The organism is Pseudomonas sp. LBUM1643 (genome assembly GCF_059716215.1).
Genome location: NZ_CP166813.1, coordinates 4,758,835 through 4,781,605, shown reverse-complemented (window position 1 = coordinate 4,781,605; position 22,771 = coordinate 4,758,835). Strand labels below are relative to the sequence as shown.

21 protein-coding genes and 4 tRNA genes are annotated in these 22,771 nt (G+C 57.6%); 18 read left to right on the top strand and 7 right to left on the bottom strand.

All coding sequences use genetic code 11. The features are described from left to right. Positions 1 to 20 precede the first annotated feature (20 nt). Positions 21 to 1,205, top strand: a complete 1,185-nt coding sequence (locus ACA063_RS21455) for a thiolase family protein (protein ID WP_497663287.1) — start codon at positions 21 to 23, stop codon at positions 1,203 to 1,205. A 121-nt stretch (positions 1,206 to 1,326) separates the two neighbouring features. On the opposite strand, the gene ACA063_RS21450 is transcribed toward ACA063_RS21455, so the two are convergent. After that, complete coding sequence (locus ACA063_RS21450; RefSeq protein ID WP_497663286.1) at positions 1,327 to 1,521, bottom strand: DUF6316 family protein; 195 nt, start codon at positions 1,519 to 1,521, stop codon at positions 1,327 to 1,329. A 210-nt stretch (positions 1,522 to 1,731) separates the two neighbouring features. Here ACA063_RS21450 and ACA063_RS21445 point away from each other — a divergent pair, with 210 nt between their 5' ends. Beyond that, positions 1,732 to 2,691, top strand: coding sequence for a DMT family transporter (locus tag ACA063_RS21445; protein WP_497663285.1), 960 nt, complete (start codon positions 1,732 to 1,734; stop codon positions 2,689 to 2,691). 131 nt (positions 2,692 to 2,822) lie between these two features. Here ACA063_RS21445 and ACA063_RS21440 read toward each other — a convergent pair whose 3' ends face one another. Next, a complete protein-coding gene (locus tag ACA063_RS21440) occupies positions 2,823 to 4,217 on the bottom strand; it encodes a class II fumarate hydratase (RefSeq protein ID WP_497663284.1) in 1,395 nt (464 codons plus the stop codon). Between the two features lie 192 nt (positions 4,218 to 4,409). Between ACA063_RS21440 and ACA063_RS21435 the strand changes: the two genes are divergently transcribed. The 7 genes from ACA063_RS21435 to ACA063_RS21405 all read left to right on the top strand — a co-directional run bounded on the left by ACA063_RS21435 (position 4,410) and on the right by ACA063_RS21405 (position 12,488). Further along, positions 4,410 to 4,931, top strand: a complete 522-nt coding sequence (locus ACA063_RS21435) for a DUF2059 domain-containing protein (protein WP_064676461.1) — start codon at positions 4,410 to 4,412, stop codon at positions 4,929 to 4,931. Positions 4,932 to 4,943: 12 nt separating this feature from the next. Next, the gene (locus ACA063_RS21430; RefSeq protein WP_014337210.1) at positions 4,944 to 5,243 is read left to right on the top strand and encodes a BolA family protein; all 300 of its coding nucleotides are present in this window, start codon (positions 4,944 to 4,946) and stop codon (positions 5,241 to 5,243) included. A 290-nt stretch (positions 5,244 to 5,533) separates the two neighbouring features. Further along, the gene (gene trhO, locus ACA063_RS21425; RefSeq protein ID WP_162436371.1) at positions 5,534 to 6,475 is read left to right on the top strand and encodes an oxygen-dependent tRNA uridine(34) hydroxylase TrhO; all 942 of its coding nucleotides are present in this window, start codon (positions 5,534 to 5,536) and stop codon (positions 6,473 to 6,475) included. A 4-nt stretch (positions 6,476 to 6,479) separates the two neighbouring features. After that, a complete protein-coding gene (locus ACA063_RS21420; RefSeq protein ID WP_497663283.1) occupies positions 6,480 to 7,118 on the top strand; it encodes a DsbA family protein in 639 nt (212 codons plus the stop codon). Next, entirely contained in the window at positions 7,111 to 8,928 is a 1,818-nt protein-coding gene (locus tag ACA063_RS21415) for an ABC transporter ATP-binding protein (protein WP_497663282.1), read from the top strand. The genes ACA063_RS21420 and ACA063_RS21415 overlap by 8 nt, the downstream gene beginning before the upstream one ends. Before the next feature lie 263 nt (positions 8,929 to 9,191). Then, the gene (locus ACA063_RS21410; protein ID WP_497663281.1) at positions 9,192 to 11,651 is read left to right on the top strand and encodes an EAL domain-containing protein; all 2,460 of its coding nucleotides are present in this window, start codon (positions 9,192 to 9,194) and stop codon (positions 11,649 to 11,651) included. A 75-nt stretch (positions 11,652 to 11,726) separates the two neighbouring features. Beyond that, positions 11,727 to 12,488, top strand: a complete 762-nt coding sequence (locus tag ACA063_RS21405; RefSeq protein ID WP_497666564.1) for an iron-containing redox enzyme family protein — start codon at positions 11,727 to 11,729, stop codon at positions 12,486 to 12,488. A 77-nt stretch (positions 12,489 to 12,565) separates the two neighbouring features. Here ACA063_RS21405 and sugE read toward each other — a convergent pair whose 3' ends face one another. The 3 genes from sugE to rdgC form a co-directional block, all read right to left on the bottom strand. Beyond that, complete coding sequence (sugE, locus tag ACA063_RS21400; RefSeq protein ID WP_497663280.1) at positions 12,566 to 12,880, bottom strand: quaternary ammonium compound efflux SMR transporter SugE; 315 nt, start codon at positions 12,878 to 12,880, stop codon at positions 12,566 to 12,568. 119 nt (positions 12,881 to 12,999) lie between these two features. Further along, positions 13,000 to 13,965, bottom strand: coding sequence for a bile acid:sodium symporter family protein (locus ACA063_RS21395; protein WP_497663279.1), 966 nt, complete (start codon positions 13,963 to 13,965; stop codon positions 13,000 to 13,002). Between the two features lie 178 nt (positions 13,966 to 14,143). Continuing rightward, entirely contained in the window at positions 14,144 to 15,064 is a 921-nt protein-coding gene (rdgC, locus tag ACA063_RS21390) for a recombination-associated protein RdgC (protein ID WP_045061665.1), read from the bottom strand. Positions 15,065 to 15,224: 160 nt separating this feature from the next. On the opposite strand from rdgC, the gene ACA063_RS21385 reads away from it, so the two are divergent. The 9 genes from ACA063_RS21385 (at position 15,225) to ACA063_RS21345 (ending at position 18,762) form a co-directional block, all read left to right on the top strand. Then, a tRNA-Val gene (locus ACA063_RS21385) sits at positions 15,225 to 15,300 on the top strand. 19 nt (positions 15,301 to 15,319) lie between these two features. Beyond that, a tRNA-Asp gene (locus ACA063_RS21380) sits at positions 15,320 to 15,396 on the top strand. Positions 15,397 to 15,584: 188 nt separating this feature from the next. Beyond that, a tRNA-Val gene (locus ACA063_RS21375) sits at positions 15,585 to 15,660 on the top strand. An 18-nt stretch (positions 15,661 to 15,678) separates the two neighbouring features. Beyond that, positions 15,679 to 15,755, top strand: a tRNA-Asp gene (locus ACA063_RS21370). Positions 15,756 to 16,052: 297 nt separating this feature from the next. Then, positions 16,053 to 16,769 (top strand): BamJ family beta-barrel-assembly machinery protein, encoded by a 717-nt coding sequence (bamJ, locus tag ACA063_RS21365; RefSeq protein WP_162436363.1) that lies wholly within the window; start codon positions 16,053 to 16,055, stop codon positions 16,767 to 16,769. A 292-nt stretch (positions 16,770 to 17,061) separates the two neighbouring features. Then, positions 17,062 to 17,517 (top strand): YkvA family protein, encoded by a 456-nt coding sequence (locus tag ACA063_RS21360; RefSeq protein WP_497663278.1) that lies wholly within the window; start codon positions 17,062 to 17,064, stop codon positions 17,515 to 17,517. A gap of 115 nt (positions 17,518 to 17,632) precedes the next feature. Continuing rightward, positions 17,633 to 17,974: a helix-turn-helix domain-containing protein gene (locus tag ACA063_RS21355; RefSeq protein WP_497663277.1), complete on the top strand. Its 342-nt coding sequence runs from the start codon at positions 17,633 to 17,635 to the stop codon at positions 17,972 to 17,974. Next, the gene (locus tag ACA063_RS21350) at positions 17,971 to 18,342 is read left to right on the top strand and encodes a hypothetical protein (protein WP_003223109.1); all 372 of its coding nucleotides are present in this window, start codon (positions 17,971 to 17,973) and stop codon (positions 18,340 to 18,342) included. Before ACA063_RS21355 ends, ACA063_RS21350 begins: the two co-directional genes overlap by 4 nt. Further along, a complete protein-coding gene (locus ACA063_RS21345) occupies positions 18,343 to 18,762 on the top strand; it encodes a tetratricopeptide repeat protein (protein WP_497663276.1) in 420 nt (139 codons plus the stop codon). 7 nt (positions 18,763 to 18,769) lie between these two features. On the opposite strand, the gene ACA063_RS21340 is transcribed toward ACA063_RS21345, so the two are convergent. Together ACA063_RS21340 and ACA063_RS21335 are read right to left on the bottom strand one after the other, a co-directional pair. Further along, positions 18,770 to 20,554, bottom strand: coding sequence for a bifunctional diguanylate cyclase/phosphodiesterase (locus tag ACA063_RS21340; protein ID WP_497663275.1), 1,785 nt, complete (start codon positions 20,552 to 20,554; stop codon positions 18,770 to 18,772). 132 nt (positions 20,555 to 20,686) lie between these two features. Then, positions 20,687 to 22,768, bottom strand: a complete 2,082-nt coding sequence (locus tag ACA063_RS21335; RefSeq protein ID WP_497666563.1) for a carboxy terminal-processing peptidase — start codon at positions 22,766 to 22,768, stop codon at positions 20,687 to 20,689. Between the last annotated feature and the right edge of the window lie 3 nt (positions 22,769 to 22,771).

Sequence of the window (22,771 nt, the reverse complement as noted above, 5' to 3'; positions counted from 1 at the left end):
CAACAACAATGAGGTATGCCATGCGTGAAGTGGTGATCGTCGACAGCGTGCGGACCGGCCTGGCCAAATCCTTTCGCGGCAAATTCAACCAGACCCGCCCCGACGACATGGCGGCCCATTGCGTCAATGCGCTGCTGGCCCGCTCAGGCATTGATCCGGCCAGTGTCGAGGACTGTATTGTCGGCGCCGGCTCAAACGAAGGCGCCCAAGGGTTCAATATTGGACGCAACGTCGCCGTGCTGTCGCGTCTGGGCATCGGCACTGCGGGCATGACCCTCAATCGCTTCTGTTCGTCTGGCTTGCAGGCAATCGCCATCGCCGCCAACCAGATCGCTTCGGGCTGCAGCGACATCATCGTCGCCGGCGGTGTCGAGTCGATCAGCCTGACCATGAAAAGTGTTAACACCGACAATCTGATCAATCCGCTATTGAAAGAGCAGGTGCCGGGGATTTATTTTCCGATGGGCCAAACCGCCGAGATCGTCGCTCGTCGATACAACGTCAGCCGCGAAGAGCAGGACCGGTATGCGTTGCAGAGCCAGCTGCGCACCGCCCAGGCTCAGGCTGCGGGATTGTTCGATGACGAAATCGTGTCGATGGCGGTGAAATACCGCGTTGAAGACAAGGCGACCGGCCAGGTGCAGATACTCGACGGCATCGTCGATCGTGACGATTGCAATCGCCCGGATACCACGCTGGAAAGCCTTGCCGGGCTGAAGCCGGTGTTTGCCGAAGACGGTTCGGTAACGGCTGGCAATTCTTCACAGCTCTCCGACGGCGCCTCGATGACCCTGGTGATGAGCCTGGAAAAAGCGCTGGAGCTTGGGCTCAAACCCAAGGCTTTCTTCCGTGGTTTTACCGTCGCCGGGTGCGAGCCTGACGAGATGGGAATCGGCCCGGTTTTTTCGGTGCCTAAATTGCTCAAGGCCAAGGGCTTGCAGATCGCCGACATTGATCTGTGGGAACTCAACGAAGCGTTCGCGTCACAGTGCCTGTACAGCCGTAACCGGCTGGAAATCGACAACGAAAAATACAACGTCAACGGCGGCTCGATTTCCATCGGCCATCCTTTCGGTATGACCGGGTCGCGTCAGGTCGGGCATCTGGTGCGTGAGTTGCAGCGGCGTAAACTGCGTTACGGCATTGTGACCATGTGCGTGGGCGGCGGGATGGGTGCGACGGGGTTGTTTGAGGCTGTGCGTTAATTCTCGAAATGTGTGTTGCCTGCTTGACTGCTATCGCGAGCAGGCTCACTCCCACACTGGATCATCGGCGCTCACCAGATCCCTGTGGGAGCGAGTCTGCTCGCGATGCGGACGCCTCGGCTTATCGCTGGGCACTCAGCCACTGCATCCGTTCGATATACGCCTGAATCTCCCGCGCCGCCTTCTCGGTATTTTCAAAAGGCCCTTCCAGCGTGTTTTCACGGGTACTGAAATATAACTCCCCATTGACTCGACAGATCCGGTCGCTGCGAAAGTGCGTAGCGGGGGCGTTGTCCTGGGCGCGCATGCCGTACATGGAGTTCTCCTGAAGCTGCATTCCTGTGGGTGGATCCAATCAGCATATGTGTGAACCGGTTAAAGCGCCCGACCATCTGATCGGCGGCTCAGGCCCTTCAAACGAAACGACCTGCACAGTTGCATTCGCGGCCGGGGGGTAACTGTCCCTGTGTGCCGTCAGGCGTTGCGCCTAGAATGACGGTTCTCGCCAATTGGCTTCGGGGTTCGCATGCACATTTCATCGGGTCGCTGGGTATACGGTCTGTTCCTCGCCTTGCTGACCGCAGTGCTGTGGGGAATCCTGCCGATCAAGCTCAAGCAAGTGCTGCAGGTGATGGATCCGGTCACGGTCACCTGGTTTCGTCTGGCGGTTTCCGGCGGATGCCTGTTCATTTATCTCGCGGCAACCAGACGCCTGCCGAGCTACAAAGTGCTCGGTCCCCGCGGTGGATGGTTGGTGTTAATGGCCGTGCTCGGCCTTGTCGGCAACTATGTGCTGTATTTGATGGGGCTCAACCTGCTCAGCCCCGGCACTGCGCAGCTGGTCGTGCAGATGGGGCCGATCATGTTGTTGATCGCCAGCCTGTTTGTGTTCAAGGAACGCTTTAGCGTGGGGCAGGGGATTGGGCTGCTGGTACTGCTCATCGGTTTTGCATTGTTTTTCAACCAGCGCTTGAGTGAATTGCTCACGTCACTGACCGATTACACGGCCGGGGTGCTACTGGTGTTGTTGGCGTCCACGGTCTGGACGTTCTATGCCCTGGGGCAAAAACAGCTGCTGACGGTGTGGAATTCGTTGCAGGTGATGATGGTGATCTACCTGTTCTGCGCGGCATTGCTGACGCCTTGGGTGCATCCGCTGGAAGTGATGCAACTGACGCCGCTGCAAGGATGGCTGTTGCTGGCGTGCTGCATGAATACCCTGATTGCCTATGGCGCGTTTGCCGAGGCGTTGGCTCATTGGGAAGCGTCGCGGGTCAGCGCGACCCTGGCGATTACACCCCTTGTGACCTTTGTTGCGGTGGCGTTCGCGGCCTGGATGTGGCCGGAATATGTGCACGCTGAAACGATCAATGGCCTGGGGTATGGCGGGGCGGTGCTGGTGGTATTCGGGTCGGCGCTGGTGGCGTTGGGGCCTTCGTTGATTGCAGGACTACGGGCAAGAAAAGTGCGGATAGCAGCGGGTTAGATCGCGTTATCGTTCATCGCGGGCAAGCCACGCTCCCACAGGTTTTGCGTCGACCGCAATTTCAGTGAACGACACAACACCATGTGGGAGCGGGCTTGCCTGCGATGAATGACGATCAGGCGCTACGAATCTCAGCCCTTGGCACCTGCTTCCAGCATATTCTCCGGCCGCACCCAGGCATCAAATTCTTCATCCGTCAGGTACCCCAACTGCAGCGCCGCCTCACGCAAGGTCAGCCCCTCGCCGTAAGCCTTCTTGGCGATTTCCGCCGATTTGTCATAGCCGATGTGCGGATTGAGCGCCGTCACCAACATCAACCCACGTTCCAGATGTTCGGCCATTTTCGCCGCATCCGGCTCTAGGCCCGCAATGCAATGCTGCTGGAAGTTGCTGCAGCCATCGCCCAGCAGGCGAATCGATTGCAGCAGGTTGTGGATGATCACCGGTTTGAACACGTTCAGCTGCAAGTGGCCCTGGCTCGCGGCAAAACCGATCGCCACGTCGTTACCCATGACCTGGCACGCCAGCATCGATAACGCTTCGCACTGGGTCGGATTGACCTTGCCGGGCATGATCGAGCTTCCCGGTTCGTTGGCAGGCAGTTTCACTTCGGCGAAACCGGCTCGCGGCCCTGATCCCAAAAGACGCAGGTCGTTGGCGATTTTCATCAGGGTGACCGCGAGGGTCTTCAGCGCGCCGGACAGCGTGGTCAGCGGTTCATGGCCCGCCAGTGCGGCAAATTTATTGGGTGCGGTGACGAACGGCAAACCGGAGAGCGCCGCAAGTTCAGCAGCGATGGCTTCACCGAAGCCGTGCGGCGAATTCAAACCGGTGCCGACGGCCGTGCCACCCTGTGCCAGTTCGCAGACGGCCGGCAGCGCGCTGCGGATCGCTCGTTCGGCGTAATCCAGCTGGGCGATGAATGCCGAGACTTCCTGGCCAAAGGTGATCGGCGTGGCGTCCATCATGTGTGTCCGGCCGGTCTTGACCAGCTTCATGTGGCGCGCGGACAGCTCGGCCAGACCGCCAGACAGTTCACTGATTGCCGGCAGCAAATGCTGCTGCACGGCCTGGGCTGCCGCGATGTGCATGGCCGTAGGGAAGCAGTCGTTGGAACTCTGGGAACGGTTGACATGATCGTTGGGGTGCACGGGGGATTTGCCGCCGCGCGGATTGCCGGCCAGCTCATTGGCACGTCCGGCGATCACTTCGTTGACGTTCATGTTGCTCTGGGTACCGCTGCCGGTCTGCCAGACCACCAGGGGAAACTGGTCGTCATGGCTGCCATCGAGCACTTCGTCGGCGGCCTGTTCGATCAGGCGGGCAATGTCGGCAGGCACGTCACCATTACGGTCATTGACCCGCGATGCGGCTTTCTTGATCAGGGCCAGGGCGTGCAGCACCGCCAGCGGCATGCGTTCATTGCCAATCGCAAAGTTGATCAGCGAGCGTTGCGTCTGAGCGCCCCAATAGGCTTCATCCGGGACTTCAACCTGGCCAAGGCTGTCGGTTTCGATACGGCTCATCATGCACACTCCTGTAGGTCTGATAGCGCAGTTTAGGCCCTCATCGTCCGCCGTGGTTCCATCCGTCTCGAATTTGCCTTTTAAACCCCTCTAAATAAGGCTCCACAAGGCTTGGGGTTGAGTGACACACTTTTTTAGGCGCAGAATGGACGCCCTTGGGGTTTTACCTCGCCTGCTAGAAAAGGAAACTCGATGACTCGTCTTCGTGCCATCTGTACCGCGGTTGCACTGGTTTGCGCCAGCGGCCCTGTTTTTGCCGATACCGCCAGCCACAACGCCAGTGCCGAGGCTTTCCTGACCCTGGCGCACGCTGACAAATTGGGCACTCCGGTGTACATGCAAGTGCAGCAAATGTTCGCTCAGCGCTTTGAACAAACCAAAGCACCTGAATCGAAAAAAGCGCTGCTGGAAACCTATCAGGCCAAGGCCAACGCTGCGCTTGACCAAGCCATTGGCTGGAACAAGCTGAAGCCGGATATGGTCAAGCTCTACACCACCAACTTCAGTGAATCCGAGCTCAAGGACCTGGTAGCGTTCTACAAGTCCCCACTGGGCAAGAAAGTCCTGGAAAAAATGCCTCAGCTGACTCAGCAATCGGCTCAGATGACTCAGGCCAAGCTGGAAAGCGCGGTGCCTGTGGTCAACAAGCTGCTGGCTGACATGACGGCCGAGCTGGAGCCTAAAGGCGCCGCTCCTGCCAAGAAAAAGCCGTAAGCGGAGTTCGGTATGAGCATGCAACAACGCATTGAGTCGACGCTGGGCCTGTTACAGCCCGAGCACCTGCAGGTGCTGGATGAGAGCCACATGCACAGTCGCGGGTTGCAAACCCACTTCAAGGCGGTGGTGGTCAGTCAGCAGTTCGAGGGGCTCAACAGGGTCAAGCGTCACCAGAAGGTCTACGGCACGCTCGGCGAGCTGATGGGCGAATTTCATGCGTTGGCGCTGCATACCTATACGCCTGAAGAATGGGCACAGATCGACGCGGCCCCGGCTTCGCCGACCTGTGCTGGCGGCAGCAAACATTGATGTGATGGCTGATGGGCTGTTGTGATCAAGGCTTTTGTGGCGAGGGGATTTATCCCCGTTGGGCTGCGAAGCAGTCCTGAATCCAGAGATCACAACAGTTCAGGTACACGCATGCAGCGATCTTTCGACTGCTTCAGCCCAACGGGGATAGATCCCCTCGCCACAGAGATTGATGGCAGTCCTAAAACCACACCTTTTTTGCTAGAATCCGCAACGCGCCGCTAACCCGGCGCGTTTTTTTTTCGCATCCGGTTCACCCTTTACGAGGGTAGCCACCTGGAGAAACACCCATGACACAACAGATTGTCGTGGCGGCACTGTATAAGTTCGTCACGCTCGAAGATTACGTCGCCCTGCGCGAGCCCTTGCTGCAGGCGATGGTCGACAACGGCATCAAAGGCACGTTGCTGATCGCCGAAGAAGGCATCAATGGCACCGTCTCCGGTAGCCGCGAAGGCATCGACGGGCTGATGGCCTGGCTCAAGAACGACCCGCGCATGGACGATATCGATCACAAGGAATCGTACTGCGACGATCAGCCGTTCTATCGCACCAAGGTAAAACTGAAGAAAGAAATCGTCACCCTTGGCGTCGAAGGCGTGGACCCGAACAAAAAGGTTGGCACCTATGTCGACCCAGAAAACTGGAACGCCCTGATCAGCGACCCTGAAGTGCTGCTGATCGACACCCGCAACGACTACGAAGTCGCGATTGGCACCTTCGAAGGCGCCATCGATCCGAAGACCACCAGTTTTCGCGAGTTTCCCGACTACATCAAAGAGCACTTCGACCCGGCGGTACACAAGAAGGTCGCGATGTTTTGCACCGGTGGCATTCGCTGCGAAAAAGCCTCGAGCTACATGCTCAGCCAGGGTTTCGATGAGGTCTATCACCTCAAGGGTGGCATCCTGAAGTACCTCGAAGAGGTGCCGCAGGAAGAAACCAAATGGCAGGGCGACTGCTTTGTATTCGACAACCGCGTGACCGTGCGCCACGACCTCAGTGAAGGCGACTACGATCAATGTCATGCCTGCCGCACGCCGATCAGCGTGGAAGACCGCGCATCCGAGCATTACGTTGCCGGCATCAGCTGCCCGCATTGCTGGGATAAGCTGAGCGAGAAGACCCGTCGCAGTGCCATCGACCGGCAAAAGCAGATCGAACTGGCCAAGGCGCGCAACATGCCTCACCCGATCGGCTACAACTACAAGCAAACACCTTCCGAGGCTTGAACCCATGTCTGCGTGCCGCTTGCTCTATGTGATGGATCCGATGTGTTCCTGGTGCTGGGGCTTCGCGCCGGTGGCCGAATCACTGGTCGAACAGGCACATGCAGCGGGGGTTGAAGTGCATCTGGTGGTGGGCGGATTGCGCACCGGCAGCGGATCGGCCCTGGAACCGACTACGCGGCGCTACATCCTTGAGCATTGGCAGGCAGTCACCGAGGCCACAGGCCAGCCTTTCAAGGTTGAAGGTGCGTTGCCCGAGGGGTTTGTCTACGACACCGAGCCTGCCTGCCGGGCGCTGGTCACGGCGCGTAGCCTGGCACCGGATTGTGCGTGGAAACTGCAGGGGTTGATTCAGCATGCGTTTTACGCCGAGGGGCGCGACGTCACCCACGCCAGTGTCCTGGTGGAGCTGGCGGAGCAGGCGGGTGTACCGCGTATCGAATTCGCCGCGGCCTTTGACCGGGCCGATCAGCACGCCGCCACCGCGGCCGATTTCACCTGGGTTCAGGACCTGGGGATTGCCGGCTTTCCTACGCTGCTGGCCGAGCGTGACGGTCAACTGGCTTTGTTGACGAATGGCTATCGACCCTTGAGTGAATTGTCGCCGCTGCTCAGTCGCTGGCTGGAGCGCGCGGCCTGTGCATGACCTGCCCCATGACGCGCCAGCCCTCAAGCGTTTCGATCGACTGAGCTGGGCTGAAATCCGTCGACTGGCCCTGCAGCATAAAAAATCCCTGTGGATCGCTAACGGCGTAGCCGTGTTGGCGACGCTGTGCAGCGTACCCATCCCATTGCTTCTGCCATTACTGGTGGATGAAGTGCTGCTGGGGCACGGCGATGCGGCACTGAAGATCATGAACCATGCACTGCCCGAAGGCTGGCAAAAAGCCGCCGGTTACATCGGTCTGATGCTGGTGGTGACCTTGACCCTGCGTTGTGGTGCATTGCTGTTCAACGTCGTACAGGCCAAATTGTTCGCTGCGCTGGCCAAGGACATCGTGTACCGCATTCGCTTGCGGTTGATCGAACGGCTCAAGCGCATTTCCCTCGGCGAATACGAAAGCCTGGGAAGTGGCACGGTCACCACGCATCTGGTCACTGACCTGGATACCCTCGACAAGTTTGTCGGCGAAACCCTCAGTCGTTTTCTGGTGGCCATGCTGACGCTGGTGGGCACCGCCAGCATTCTGGTGTGGATGCACTGGAAGCTCGCGCTGCTGATCATGCTGTTCAACCCGCTGGTGATCTATGCCACGGTGCTGTTGGGCAAGCGGGTCAAACACCTGAAGAAACTCGAAAATGACAGCACCTCGCGCTTTACCCAGGCACTGACCGAAACCCTCGATTCGATTCAGGAAGTGCGCGCCGGCAACCGCCAGGGCTTTTTCCTCGGACGCCTTGGCCAGCGAGCCCGGGAAGTGCGCGATTATGCGATCACCTCCCAGTGGAAAACCGATGCCTCCAACCGGGCCAGCGGCTTGTTGTTCCAGTTCGGTATCGATATCTTCCGCGCCGCCGCCATGCTCACGGTGCTGTTTTCCGACCTGTCCATCGGCCAGATGCTCGCGGTCTTCAGTTACTTGTGGTTCATGATCGGTCCGGTCGAACAGTTGTTGAACCTGCAATACGCTTACTACGCTGCCGGCGGCGCCTTGTCGCGGATCAACGAGTTGCTGGCCCGGGCCGACGAGCCGCAATACGAGGGCGGTGTCGACCCGTTCCAGGGCCGCGACACGGTGGGTATTGAAGTTCAGGGGTTGAGCTTCAGCTATGGCGATGAGCTGGTGCTGAACCAGATGAACCTGTCCATTGCGCCGGGTGAAAAAGTTGCGATCGTGGGCGCCAGCGGAGGCGGCAAAAGTACGTTGGTGCAGTTGCTGCTGGGGTTGTACACGCCGCTTGCCGGGACGATTCGCTTCGGCGGTTCGACACAGCAGGAGATCGGCCTGGAAACGGTTCGGGAAAACGTCGCCGTGGTCCTGCAACACCCCGCGCTGTTCAACGACACCATACGCGCCAACCTGACAATGGGGCGCGAACGCAGTGACGAGGCCTGCTGGCAAGCGCTCGAAATTGCACAACTGCACGCTACGGTTCGTGAGTTGCCCAATGGTCTGGACAGCATCGTCGGACGTTCCGGTGTGCGGTTGTCGGGTGGGCAACGCCAACGTCTGGCCATTGCACGGATGGTGCTGGCGGACCCTAAAGTGGTCATTCTTGACGAAGCAACCTCTGCCCTCGATGCCGCGACTGAATACAACCTGCATCAGGCGTTGACGCGTTTTCTGAGTCAGCGCACCACCTTAATCATTGCGCACCGGTTGTCTGCGGTGAAGCAGGCCGACCGGGTGCTGGTGTTCGATGGCGGTCAAATTGCCGAAGATGGCGACCATCAGCAGCTGATTGCCGATGGTGGTTTGTACGCCAAGCTTTATGGGCATTTGCAGCAAATGTAGGTCCGCGCCGGAGCAGCTGCAGTACGCCTCGTCTGTCACCCTGCAAACAGTTTTTTGCATCCGGGGCGTCTACATCCTGTTCGAATTCAAGCTGGTGGTGTCTGGCAAGGCTTTCCCGGCGCGCCTGACAGTGCCGGCCGGGATTATCGTGCAGGGTGGTCCGGAAATTTTGGCGCTGGCTTGCCGAGAGCATGAACGCACCCTAGTCTAGCTGTAGCGATCACGTTGGATGATGATCTGGCAGTGCTAATGCAAGGGACCTCATGAATCAAACGCGGACTCTCGGAACGCCACGGTTGTTGGGCATCGTATGGCCTTTTATTGCCGTCGTGTTATTCCAAGCGTTGCTGGGAGGCGTGAGTCTGTACGTTCTTTCCGCTGTGCGGGGATACGTGGCGGGTGAAAGCCTGTGGTCCAAAGGCCAGAAGGACGCCATCTATTACCTCAACCTCTACGCCGACAGTCGCGACGAGACGATTTTCCTCAAGTACCAGAACGCAATTGCCGTACCCCAAGGCGGCCATGAGTTGCGTGTTGCGCTGGATGCCAGACCACCGAAACTCGAAGAAGCGAGAAGGGCCATCCTGAAAGGTGGAAATCACCCCGACGACGTTTCAAGCCTGATCTGGCTGTACCTCAATTTCCGCCATTTCAGTTACCTCGAGAAGGCCATCGACCTGTGGACCGTCGGCGATTCCTACCTGGTGCAACTCGATAATGTCGCCCGGGAAATGCACCAGTACATTAAGGAAAATCGAGCGACCAGCGACGACGTGACTCGCTGGAAAGAGCGGATCTTTGCCATCAACGATGGCGTGACACCAGCGGCCAGAGCGTTCAGTGATGCATTGGGTGAGGGATCGCGGGTCATCCTGCGGCTTTTGTTGGTCACCAACCTGGCGACCGCGCTCGGCCTGATTGCCCTGGCGTTGATGCGTACCCACAAACTCCTCAAGCAGCGCCACGCGTTCGCCGATGCGCTTCAGCTGGAGAAGGAGCGGGCGCAAATCACTCTGCAATCGATTGGCGATGGGGTGATCACCACTAACGTCGACGGCGAAATCGCCTTTATGAACCCGGCTGCCGAGGCACTGACCCACTGGAAGGCCGAGCAGGCAGTGGGTGTGCCGTTGGCGGCCCTGTTCAATTTGCTGGACGAAAATGCCCAGGCAGACGGTTTTACCCTGATCGAGCATATTTTGAGTGGTCAGTTGAGTGGTGGCAGCGAACACTCCAAGTTGATCCAGCGTCTGGATGGCAGCACCGTTTCGGTGACCCTGGTGGGGGCGCCGATTCGAAACGCCGGCAAGGTCAGTGGCGCGGTCCTGGTGTTGCACGACATGACTCAGGAGCGGCAGTACATTGCCAACTTGTCATGGCAGGCGACCCACGACGCCTTGACCGGCCTCGCCAACCGCCGTGAGTTCGAGTTCCGCCTGGATCAGGCCTTGCACAATCTGACGCGGCAGTCGGGGCGTCATGCGCTGATGTTTCTCGATCTGGATCAGTTCAAGCTGGTCAATGACACGTGCGGCCACGCGGCGGGTGACGAACTGTTGCGGCACATTTGCGCCTTGTTGCAGTCAGGTTTGCGCGAAGGCGACACCTTGGCCAGGCTCGGCGGTGACGAATTTGGCATCCTCCTTGAAAACTGCTCGCCCGACGCGGCGGAAAAGATTGCCGACAGTCTGCGCCAGACCGTGCAGAACCTGCACTTTGTCTGGAAGGGCCGACCGTTTGTCACCACCGTGAGCATCGGCCTGGTGCATATCGCGCAAAACCCGAGCTCCCTCGAAGCCTCGTTGCGCGCCGCTGATATGGCCTGCTACATGGCCAAGGAAAAGGGCCGTAACCGGGTTCAGGTCTATCACGCCGACGATTCGGAACTGTCCCTGCGCTTTGGAGAGATGGCCTGGGTTCAGCGTCTGCACAGGGCTCTCGAAGATAACCGTTTTTGTTTATATGCCCAGCAAATCGCGCCGCTGGGACATATCGAACAGGGTGGGGGACATATTGAAATCCTGTTGCGTCTGCACGATGAAGCAGGTCGCATGATTCTTCCGGACAGTTTCATTCCGGCAGCAGAACGATACGGTCTTATGACTTCGTTAGATCGTTGGGTAGTGGAGAATGTTTTTAAGATCATTGCTCAGTGCATATCGGAGAAACACAAAGGTCCGTTGGCGATGTGTGCGATTAATCTGTCAGGCATTACTATAGGAGATGACGCATTTCTGGACTTCCTGCGTCAACAGTTTGTTGTTTACGACATACCACCTGAAATGATTTGTTTTGAAATTACTGAAACCAGTGCGATATCAAATTTAGGCAGTGCAATCAGATTTATTAATGAACTCAAAGGCTTAGGTTGTCATTTTTCATTAGATGACTTTTGTGCCGGTATGTCCTCATTCGCCTACTTGAAACATTTACCTGTAGACTTCCTGAAGATCGACGGGAGTTTCGTTAAGGATATGCTGGACGACCCGATTAACCTCGCCATGGTTGAAGTGATTAATCACATTGGTCATGTAATGGGTAAGCGCACGATTGCCGAGTTTGTAGAAACCCCCCAGATCGAGCAGGCACTGCTGGAGATTGGGGTCGATTACGCTCAAGGGTATGTCATAGAACGCCCGCATCTGTTTACTTGCGAAAGTTTACAAAGTCGTCCTGCGAGGCCTCAGCCTTTGTTGTTCAAGGCGCCAGGCACGTTCCGCTGAAACTCTTGCTGATCCTTAATCACAATCAAAAGGAGCTCGACAGTGATCGACACATTTATTCGAACCGGCCCACTCATGGAAGCTGCAAGTTATCCTGACTGGGCCCAACGCCTGATCCATGATTGCAGCGAGAGCAAACGTAGGGTCGTCGAACATGAGCTGTATCAACGGCTGCGCGATAACAAGCTCAGTGCAAAGACCATGCGCCATTACCTTATTGGTGGCTGGCCGGTGGTTGAACAGTTTGCGTTGTATATGGCGCAGAACTTGACCAAGACCCGTTTCGCCCGTCATCCCGGAGAAGACATGGCGCGTCGCTGGTTGATGCGCAATATTCGCGTTGAACTCAATCACGCCGACTATTGGGTGCACTGGAGTCGGGCTCATGGTGTCAGCCTGGAAGATCTGCAAGCGCAGCCTGTTGCACCAGAACTTCACGCCCTCAGCCATTGGTGCTGGCACACCAGTTCGTCGGACTCGCTGATCGTCGCCATTGCCGCGACCAACTACGCCATTGAGGGCGCAACAGGGGAGTGGTCCGCGGTGGTTTGCTCCAATGGCATCTACGCAGCATCGTTCCCCGAGGAGGATCGCAAGCGGGCAATGAAGTGGCTGAAGATGCACGCGCAATATGATGATGCGCATCCCTGGGAGGCGCTGGAAATCATCTGCACATTAGGGGGGATGAATCCGAGCAAAGCGTTGCAGATAGAGTTGCGCCAGGCCGTTTGCAAAAGTTACGACTACATGTACCTCTTCCTGGAGCGTTGCATGCAGTTGGAACACGCTGAAAAGGCTCAAGTCCCGCGTGAGCGCATGGCTTTCGCTGAAAGCTGAGTCGTTGTTACGCAGCAATGAAAAAGCCCGCACCTCCTGTTCAGGGAGGGCGGGCTTTTTTGGTTCCAGCAGCTAATTCAGGCGCTGACCTTGAGGCCAACGAGGCCGGCAATGATCAGCGCGACACTGGCGAGTCTGAATAGCGCCATGGACTCGCCAAACAGAATGATCCCGGCAATGACGGTTCCGACTGCACCCACGCCTGTCCAGATGGCGTAGGCGGTGCCCAGCGGCAATTCCTTCATAGCCAGGCCTAGCAGGCCCAGGCTGATGGCCATCGCGGTAATGGTGAGGGCGGTGGGGAGAGGGCGACTGAAGCCATCAGTGTATTTCAGGCCAACAGCCCAGCCGACTTCGAACAGGCCAGCGAACAACAGAATGATCCAGGACATTGAAGACCTCCATCAATAGACGGGGTCGTCCCCAGATTAATGACTCGATCGAGCCGCGAGGTCGTCCTCGCGTTGCGCCATAGAGTGCCCATCATTAACCCGGGGATCAAGTTTTCAGATCAGTCGATTGCCTGCTGAGCGGCTGTTTCCCGATCTTCTTTTTCACTCATTCGGCGGAACCAGGTCGAGAGCAGCGCCCCGGAGATGTTGTGCCACACGCTGAACAAGGCACTCGGCACCGCCGCCAGAGGCGAGAAGTGCGCACTGGCCAGCGCCGCACCCAGACCTGAGTTTTGCATGCCCACTTCCAGTGCCAGTGATTTACGCTGGGCCACTGGCAGCTTGAACAGGCGGCCAGTGAAATAGCCCAGCAGATAGCCAAAGCTGTTGTGCAACATGACGACGGCCATGATCAACAGGCCCGATTCGGCGATTTTCGCCTGACTGGCCGCCACCACCGCCGTGACGATGATCACGATGCTCACCACGGAGATCAAAGGCAGCACTTCCACGGCATGGCGCACCCGGTGACCGAGCACGCGTTGGGCCGCTACCCCAAGCACGATCGGTAACAGCACCACTTGCAGGATCGACCAGAACAGCTCCATGAAGGAAACCGGCAACCAGGCCGAAGCCAACAACCAGATCAGTGCGGGTGTCAGCAGCGGAGCGAGAAGGGTGGTGACAGCCGCGATGGCCACTGACAACGCCAAGTCACCGCGCGCGAGCCAAGTCATCACGTTCGACGATGTACCGCTTGGGCAGCAACCGACCAGGATCACGCCGACGGCAATTTCCGGGGGTAAGTGGAACGCCTGGCAGAGCAACCACGCCACACCGGGCATGATCACGAAATGGGCGACGACGCCCAACGCTACACGCCATGGATGGCGTGCGACTTCTGCAAAATCTTCGAGCTTGAGCGTCAGCCCCATGCCGAACATCACCAGGCCCAGCAGTGGAACGATGGCGCCTTTGAGGCCGATGAACCACGCGGGTTGCAGGAACGCCACGACGGCGAAAATCAAAACCCAGTAGGCGAAGGTGTTGCCGACAAAGCGGCTCAATGCAGCCAGTGCACGCATGGCCTGATCCTTATTGTGTGAAAGCGTTAGGGACCTAAGCATACGTTGCCTGTAAAAAGAGCGCAGCCTTCGGCGGCTCCTGCGGGGAATGAATTCCACACTGCATGGGCTGCCGAAGGCTGCGATCTCTTTATTGGCTGATTGGCGCCGCCCATCCAGGCCGGCGCCCGGCAGGGGATTAGATGCCCTGCGGAGTCTCTTCCCCACCCAGCGCTTCAACCAGCGCTGGAAGGAAATCGCCGAAGGTCAGCATCATCAGGGTGAAACTGGCGTCCAGCTGGCCAAGGGCTTCTTCGCCACCGTCCTGTTCCGCCTGATCCTGCAGCAGATCTTCGAACTTCAGGCGCTTGACCACCATCTTGTCGTCAAGGACGAAAGACAGTTTGTCTTGCCAGGCCAGCGACAGCTGAGTCACTACTTTACCGGTGCTCAGGTGGAGCTGGATTTCTTCACTGGTCAAGTCCTGACGCTTGCAGCGCACGATGCCGCCATCTTCGTGGGTATCACGCAGCTCGCATTCGTCCAGGACGAAGAAATCGTCCGCCGCTTTCTGGGTGGTGACCCATTCGGTCATGGTCGCGGTCGGCGACATTTTAACGGTCAGCGGACGCACCGGCAGCGTGCCGATCACTTCACGCAGGGTGGACAGCAGGTCTTCGGCGCGTTTCGGGCTGGCCGAGTTCACCAGGATCAGACCCTGTTTCGGCGCGATGGCCGCGAAGGTCGACGAGCGACGGATAAAGGCGCGCGGCAGGAAGGCCTGGATGATTTCATCCTTGATCTGATCGCGTTCCTTCTTATAGACCTTGCGCATTTGCTCGGCTTCGATCTCTTCGACTTTTTCCTTCACCGCGTCACGAACGACGCTGCCCGGAAGAATGCGTTCTTCCTTGCGAGCCGAGATCAGCAGGAAGTCTCCGCTGACGTGAACCAGAGGGGCATCTTCACCCTTGCCGAACGGCGCGACGAAACCGTAGGTGGTCAACTCCTGGCTTGCACATGGACGCGCCTGTTTAGTGGCCAGTGCAGTTTCCAACGCCTCGGCATCAAAAGGCAGATCTTGGGTCAGGCGATAGATAAGCAGGTTTTTGAACCACATGGTGTGAGTCTCTCCTTTATACAAAGGGGGGCATTATTCTCTTCGCGGCGCCATAGGCCAACCCTTCCCTAAGCCTTTGGAAGGCCTGCAAAAATTATTTAAAAAAGTGCTTGCCAGAGGTTGGGTCGCTCCGTAGAATGCGCGCCACACCGAACGTGAAGGGTGATTAGCTCAGCTGGGAGAGCGTCTGCCTTACAAGCAGAATGTCGGCGGTTCGATCCCGTCATCACCCACCATTCGCATTCAGTGTTACGCGCAGCGGTAGTTCAGTCGGTTAGAATACCGGCCTGTCACGCCGGGGGTCGCGGGTTCGAGTCCCGTCCGCTGCGCCATATTCGGTAACCTGGAACGCTGAACGCCAGGTTGCCACGGAAAAGCCCGCTAACGCGGGTTTTTTTCTGTCTGTTGTTCCTGCGGGATGTGTTGTTTCACCGGTTTTCGGATTTATTTGAAAAAATATTCAATTGAATCAACACTTTACGAAAATCTGTGGCATAATGCGCCCCGTAACGAAGGTACTGGGTGATTAGCTCAGCTGGGAGAGCGTCTGCCTTACAAGCAGAATGTCGGCGGTTCGATCCCGTCATCACCCACCATTACTTTCAATGCTACGCGCAGCGGTAGTTCAGTCGGTTAGAATACCGGCCTGTCACGCCGGGGGTCGCGGGTTCGAGTCCCGTCCGCTGCGCCATATTCGGTAACCTGGAACGCTGAACGCCAGGTCACCACGGAAAAGCCCGCTTAACGCGGGCTTTTTTTCGTCCGGAATTTGGCATTTCAACCGCCAACTTTAATACCTCAGCGCGTGTCATCCGCTTCTATCGGAAGCAGATGACAGAAGCTTCATCCTCAGAATCCCGAAATGCGTTAAAACACCTGAACTTATCAGATGTTTCCTGCTCTCATGCCGGTAGCCATTGGTCGTGGCCGCCTGATAAGCTCGCGGCTTTACTCGATTGCCCTTTAGGCGCATGAACAAGGAAATAGCATGAAACAGCATCGGTTGGCGGCGGCGGTGGCCCTGGTTAGCCTGGTACTTGCGGGTTGTGACTCGCAAACCAGCGTAGAGCTGAAAACCCCGGCGCAAAAAGCTTCCTACGGGATTGGCCTGAACATGGGCAAAAGCCTGGCTCAGGAAGGCATGGATGATCTGGATTCCAAAGCCGTAGCTCAAGGCATCGAAGATGCCGTCGGCAAGAAAGAGCAAAAGCTGAAGGATGACGAACTGGTCGAAGCTTTTGCCGCACTGCAAAAGCGTGCTGAAGAGCGCATGGCCAAGATGAGCGAAGAGTCGGCAGCCGCTGGCAAGAAATTCCTCGAAGACAACGCCAAGAAAGCCGGCGTAACCACCACCGCTTCGGGTCTGCAGTACGAAGTGGTCAAGAAGGCCGATGGCGCACAGCCTAAGCCGACCGACGTAGTGACCGTTCACTACACCGGTACTCTGACTAACGGCACCGTTTTTGACAGCTCCGTCGAGCGTGGCAGCCCGATCGATCTGCCGGTTAGCGGTGTGATCCCTGGCTGGGTTGAAGGTCTGCAGCTGATGCACGTTGGCGAGAAGTACAAACTGTACATCCCTAGCGAACTGGCATACGGCGCGCAAAGCCCGAGCCCGGCGATTCCAGCCAATTCGGTGCTGGTATTCGACCTGGAACTGCTGGCGATCAAAGATCCAGCCAAGCAAGAAGACGCTGCCAAGTAATTTGCGTCTGGCTTGAAACAACGCCTCGCTTATGCGGGGCGTTGTTGCATCTGGCATTTGGCAAGGGTAAACAAAGCGAACGGATGCTGTAGGCTGAAGTCATAGGCTGTAAGGGAGTGAGCGCTAGCCGCGCGAACTCGCCAAGTCAATGAAATATTGGGTTTTTTTATGTGAGTAAAAAACGCCCGATCTGAGTTCAGCCCTTATAAAACGGGGCTCTCAGCCGTGAAATGTAGCTCTGTTCACAAGGTTATCCACAATTTGTGTGGATAACATTTCAGCGGGAGGAATGATGAAAGCACCCTGGAATTTCGCTCGTTTCCTGCCTCTGGCCGGGCGTTTGCTCGCACGAGGGCGTTTGCCTACCTTATTGTTCGCTGTCGCCAGTAAAGGCGCGAGCCAGGGCAACCGGCTCGGCAAGCTCAAAGACGATCTCCGCTTGTTGCAGGCACTCTGTCTGGCCTACTGGCGCGGGGAGTACCGTGCCATCAGCCCGAAAGCATTGATTTCGGTGGTGGCGGGGTTGATGTATTTCCTCAGTCCAGTGGATGCGATTCCCGATTTCATACCGGTTTTCGGCATGCTCGATGACATCGCTGTGCTGGCTTGGTTAATGAAAGTCCTCGATGACGAACTCAACGCCTTCCGCGCGTGGCGCAAGCGTCAATTGCCGGAGAAACTTGCTGTAGTCGAGCGGCTTCCGGATAACCCTGAACAACTTCAGCTGCAAGGTCCGAAGAAAATCTGAGCCGATTCAAGATCATCCTTATATTCAAACCCCCCCGCGACCTTGGCCGCTGTTAGGATTACACTTCTAGGGAAAAGTGCCGACTCGCTAAGTGTCGTTGTCCTACGGGGAAGTCATGGATATTCAGATAATCACACGCGAAGGCGAGCCCGAGTATGCGGTTGTACCATGGGCTCAGTATCAGGCTTTATTGAAAGCAGCAGGCATTGATCAACAACCGAAGCGAGTCGCCCCAGAGCGTCCCGCTGCATCGCCAGATCAGGTTCTTCCCGGTTTGGATCAAATACGCAGTTTGCGCGAAGGAAAGGGCATCGCCATTGAGGCGCTGGCCCGCACGGTAGGCATCAGTCCGTCTTATCTGGCCTTGATCGAAAGTGGCGAGCGTCTACCCGACGCGGCGATTCGCCGAAGCCTGGCCTGGGAATTGACGGTGCCAGGTTGGAGGGATGAATCGTGAGCGTACGCATCAGTCGTCAACATTGGGACGGATTGCTGGGTGAACTGGATCAGGCACGCCGACAGCGACATCTGCTGACTTATCGCGCGTTGCTGGAGCGATTGCAACTACCCACGCCGGCCATGCAAACCCTGACGGCTGCTCTCGAGCATCTGGCCGCGCTGGACGCCAAGGCCGAACAGCCTTTGCGCAGTTCGCTGGTAATCAGTCAGGGCGCCAGCCGCCTGCCCCGTACAGGTTTTTTCGAATGTGTGGAACGTCTGGGGCGTTTTTCCGGACCGTCCGATGGCGTTGCCGCTGCGTCTTGGCACGCTTCGGAAGTGGTTCGTGTGTTCGAATACGAATACCCCGAATCGGCAGAAGCCTGAGTGTTTTTAAAACTGAAGGCGCGGGCAGGTTATTGGCTGGCCCGCCGGTTGTTTCACTGGTCATGGTTTGTTCGCCAGCCTCGGGGCTGGAGCTGGCTTGAGGGCCAGTTTGCGCGCATGGCCAATCTCGGTGATGTGGGCGCCCAGAGCTTCTATGGCCACATTCTGACGTTCCGTGGCGTGGGCCTCGGGGCTCGTGAAGAAGGTGTGAGATTGTTGCGCCTGGCAGCGTTGGCGGGCGATGGCAAGGCGGCGTATCAGGTGGGGGTGATCAGCCTGGCCGGAACGCTCGGCAAGGCACCGGATCCGGTCGAGGCGGCACGATGGTGGAACCTGTCGGCAAAGGCGGGGCATCCGTTGGCAGAGATGAAGCTAAAAGAGCTGGCGTCCCGGGACTCCGGGGTTCCACCCTCGATCTGAGCTGAAATCATCGCTGGCCTACGCGCGCACCCTCAACCGGCACCACCAGGCTATCAATCACATGCAGGCTATACCCCGGCACATTTTTCGCGTGATGCTTGGCTTGCGATGCCATCTCGGCCAACTGGCTCGCATCGAGCTGCTCGCAAGCCTCTGGGTGCAAATGCACCACGCCAATCGACAATGACAGCAATGCAAACTCCTGGCGGACACCCTGACGGTTCGGTCCGATGAAACAACCGGCTTCCAGGTGTTCGCTACGGTAAAAGCGCCGACACTGACTCTGGAAATCGTCCAGCAACTGGTTCAAACGCTTGCGCCAGTCTTCCGGCCCGAGCACCAGCAGGAAGTCGTCACCGCCGATATGCCCGACAAAGTCGCGGGACGGGTCGACGCGATCATTCAGGCACTGCGCCAGGCACATCAGAACTTCATCGCCACGCCCGTAGCCGTATATGTCGTTGAACGGTTTGAAACTATCGATATCGACGTAGCAGATCATCGTTTCCCGTTTCTGTTGCAACAGGCGCGTCAGGCATTGCTGGATCGGCACGTTCCCCGGTAACAGCGTAAGAGGATTGGCGTAGCGAGCCTGCTGGATCTTCAGTTCGGTAATCAGCTTGAGCACATCGATCACCCGTCCCAGTCCCAGGTATTCGCCGTTCAGGGTGATGATGAAGTCCTCCTCGATTCGCTGCCGCGCACGGCTGGTGATGAGGCGACTGACCTGCTGCAACGATTGGCTCATCTCGACCGCTAGAAAATCGTCACTCATCAAGCGGCTGATCGGTTTGCGAGCAAAAAGATCGGTGGCGAAGGGCTTGAGGAGTGCGTCCGACAGTGAATGCCGATGGACGATGCCGCATGGCTGGCCTCGCTCGTCCAGCACCGCCAGGGAGTTCAGGTTGGCCTGGCGACGAAACGCTTCCAGTACGGTAGCGGTCGGCGTTTCCCGGGGCACGGCCACCTGATCATTCAGCAGGGCGCTCAAGTCACTGCCTTCTTCGCTCAGCACCAATGCACTGCTGTCGTGCTTGGGCATCAGGTTTCGGGCCTCCCGTGGCGGATGTTCTTGAGGGCGGCAGAGCAAATACCCCTGCACCAGATCAACACCCATCTCGGTGAGCACCGCGAGCTCTTCCGGTAGCTCGATTCCTTCGGCAATGACCTGTGCACGTGAGGCCTTGGCGATCTGCAGGATCGAACCGACGAACTCACGTTTGAGCGCATCCTGATGGATACCATCGATGAAATGTCGGTCGATCTTCACGTAATCCGGTCGCAATTCCGACCAGAGCCGCAAGCTCGAATAGCCCGCTCCCAAATCGTCCAGCGCAATGGAAAACCCCATCGCACGGTAGTGATGGAGCGCGGTTTGCAGCAGCTGAAAATCGTCGGTCGGGGTTTGTTCGGTGAGTTCAATCACTACCTGGCTGGGTGCAATCCCGAAATCCTCCAGTAACTGTAAAGTCCGTCCAGGCTGGTGGGCGGCTTCCAGCAAGGATTCCGGCGAGACGTTCAGGAATAGTTTGCCGGGCAGTTGCTGTTCGTTGAAACGACGGCAAGCACTTTCGCGACACGCCATTTCCAATTCACTCAGGCGAGCGGCCTGGCGGGCAACGGCGAACAGTGCGATAGGCGAGTGCAGAGGGCTGTTGGAGGGGCCACGGCTGAGGGCTTCGTAGCCGACGATGCGCCGTTCAGAGAGGGAGATGATCGGCTGGAACAGGCTGTGTAACCCGCCTTGAGTCAGTATTGAGCTCAGTGCGGTCAGCTGTTCTGTCGTGGTCATGGCAATCTCTGGCGATAAAAAAAAGGACCGGGCGGGCTCTTGGTATAGAGCCCGCCCGGTCCTTTATTTCACGACAGAATGATGACTGTTTGATGACTCTCCGTAGAGCGTCGCCGTTAAATTGCCATCATCTTAGTGCTTGGCCACCGCAGTATTGAGCTTCAGGTAGTCCAACAGAATACGACCGGTCTCGCTCAGGTAAGCATCGTCTTCTGGTTTGGTCTTGTCCGGCTCAGCCGCAATGGCGTCTTCGTCTTCTTTCTTCAGCTCTTTGAGCGGTTCTTCGCCTTTGGCCTTGCGACGGATATTCTCCATCACCAGCTGTTTGGCTTCGATGTCGGCATGTTGTGCACGACGCTCGGCTTCGTTGAGGCTGACAGTTTTTTCTTCCATCAGCTTCTGGGCCAGGGCCAGCTTGTCGCGGATGAAGACAAATTCAGCATCCTTGGCCGTCCGCACGTCATGCTCGGACTTGAGCTGCGTAATGTACGGTTTGAAGGGGTCGACCGCTGGCTTGATGGCGGCCTTGATGGTGTCCCATGGCATGGCTTCTGGCAGTGCGCTTTCGCCGATTTCCTTGGTGTCGATGATCGACGGGTAATCGATGTCAGGCAGTACGCCCTGATGCTGGGTGCTCTGGCCGGAAACCCGGTAGAACTTGGCCAGGGTCAGTTTCAGCTCGCCGTGATTCAGTGGCTGAATGGTCTGTACCGTGCCTTTGCCAAACGTCTGGCCGCCAATGATCAGCGCGCGATGGTAGTCCTGCATGGCGCCGGCAAAAATCTCCGAAGCTGAAGCAGACAAACGGTTGACCAACAGCGCCATCGGGCCTTTGTAGAACGCGCCCGGGTTTTCATCTTCCAGCACATCGACCCGGCCATCGGCGTTACGCACAAGAACGGTCGGACCTTTGTCGATGAACAGGCTCGTCAGCTCGGTGGCTTCCTGCAGGGAACCGCCGCCGTTGTTGCGCAAGTCGATGACCACGCCGTCGACCTTCTCTTTCTGCAACTCGGTCAGCAGCTTCTTGACGTCGCGAGTGGTGCTCTTGTAGTCAGGATCGCCGGCGCGGAACGCCTTGAAGTCCAGATAGAAGGCCGGGATCTCGATGACGCCGAGCTTGTAGTCCTTGCCATCCTGCTTGAGGTTGAGGACCGACTTCTTGACCGCCTGGTCTTCAAGCTTCACCGCTTCGCGGGTAATCGGAACAATCTTGCTGGTCTGGTCGTTTGGCGCATTGCTGGCCGGGATCACTTCCAGGCGCACGATAGTGCCCTTCGGACCGCGGATCAGTTTGACCACTTCATCCAGACGCCAGCCAACCACGTCGACCATCTCTTTGTTGCCTTGGGCAACGCCGATGATCTTGTCGGCCGGTGCGACCATTTTGGTCTTGTCAGCCGGGCCTGCTGGCACCAGGCGTACGACTTTCACCTGGTCGTTGTCGCTCTGCAACACAGCGCCGATGCCCTCAAGGGACAGGCTCATGTTGATATCGAAGTTCTCCGCATTATCTGGCGACAGATAGTTGGTGTGCGGGTCGTAGGACATGGCGAAGGTATTGATATACGCCTGGAAGATGTCTTCCGCGCGGGTCTGGTCAAGTCGCGCCAGTTGATTCTTGTAGCGCTTGGTCAGGGTCTCCTGAATCTGCTTGGAGTCCTTGCCCGCGATCTTCTGCCGCAATACTTCGTCCTTGACGCGTTTGCGCCACAGGTCGTCGAGTTCAGCGGTGGATTTGAGCCAAGGCGCATCCTTGCGATCGATCAGCAAGGTTTCCTTGGTATTGAAGTCGATCTTGTCGACGCCCTTGTTCAACTCGGCAAGGGCAAAGTCCAGACGCGATTTGACGCGGTCCAGGTAGCGCTTGTAGATGGTGAACCCGGCGTTGAGGTCGCCGCTTTTCAGGAAGTCGTCGAACTGGGTTTTCCACTTGTCGAATTCGGCGATGTCGCTGGCCATGAAGTAGCTGCGCGACGGATCCAGCAGCTTGAGGTAGCTGTCGTAGATGATCACCGAGCGTGCGTCGTCGAGCGGCGGCTTGCTGTAGTGATGGCGCTTGAGCAATTCGACAACGTTCAGGCTCGCGATCACTTCGTCACGATCTGGCTGAAGCTTGTCCCAGCTATTGGCTGCGAACGTATTGCTCGACATCGGCATCAAGCCGATCCCGATAAATAGGGCTAGGGCGGTGCTGGGGAACAGATGCTTCATGCT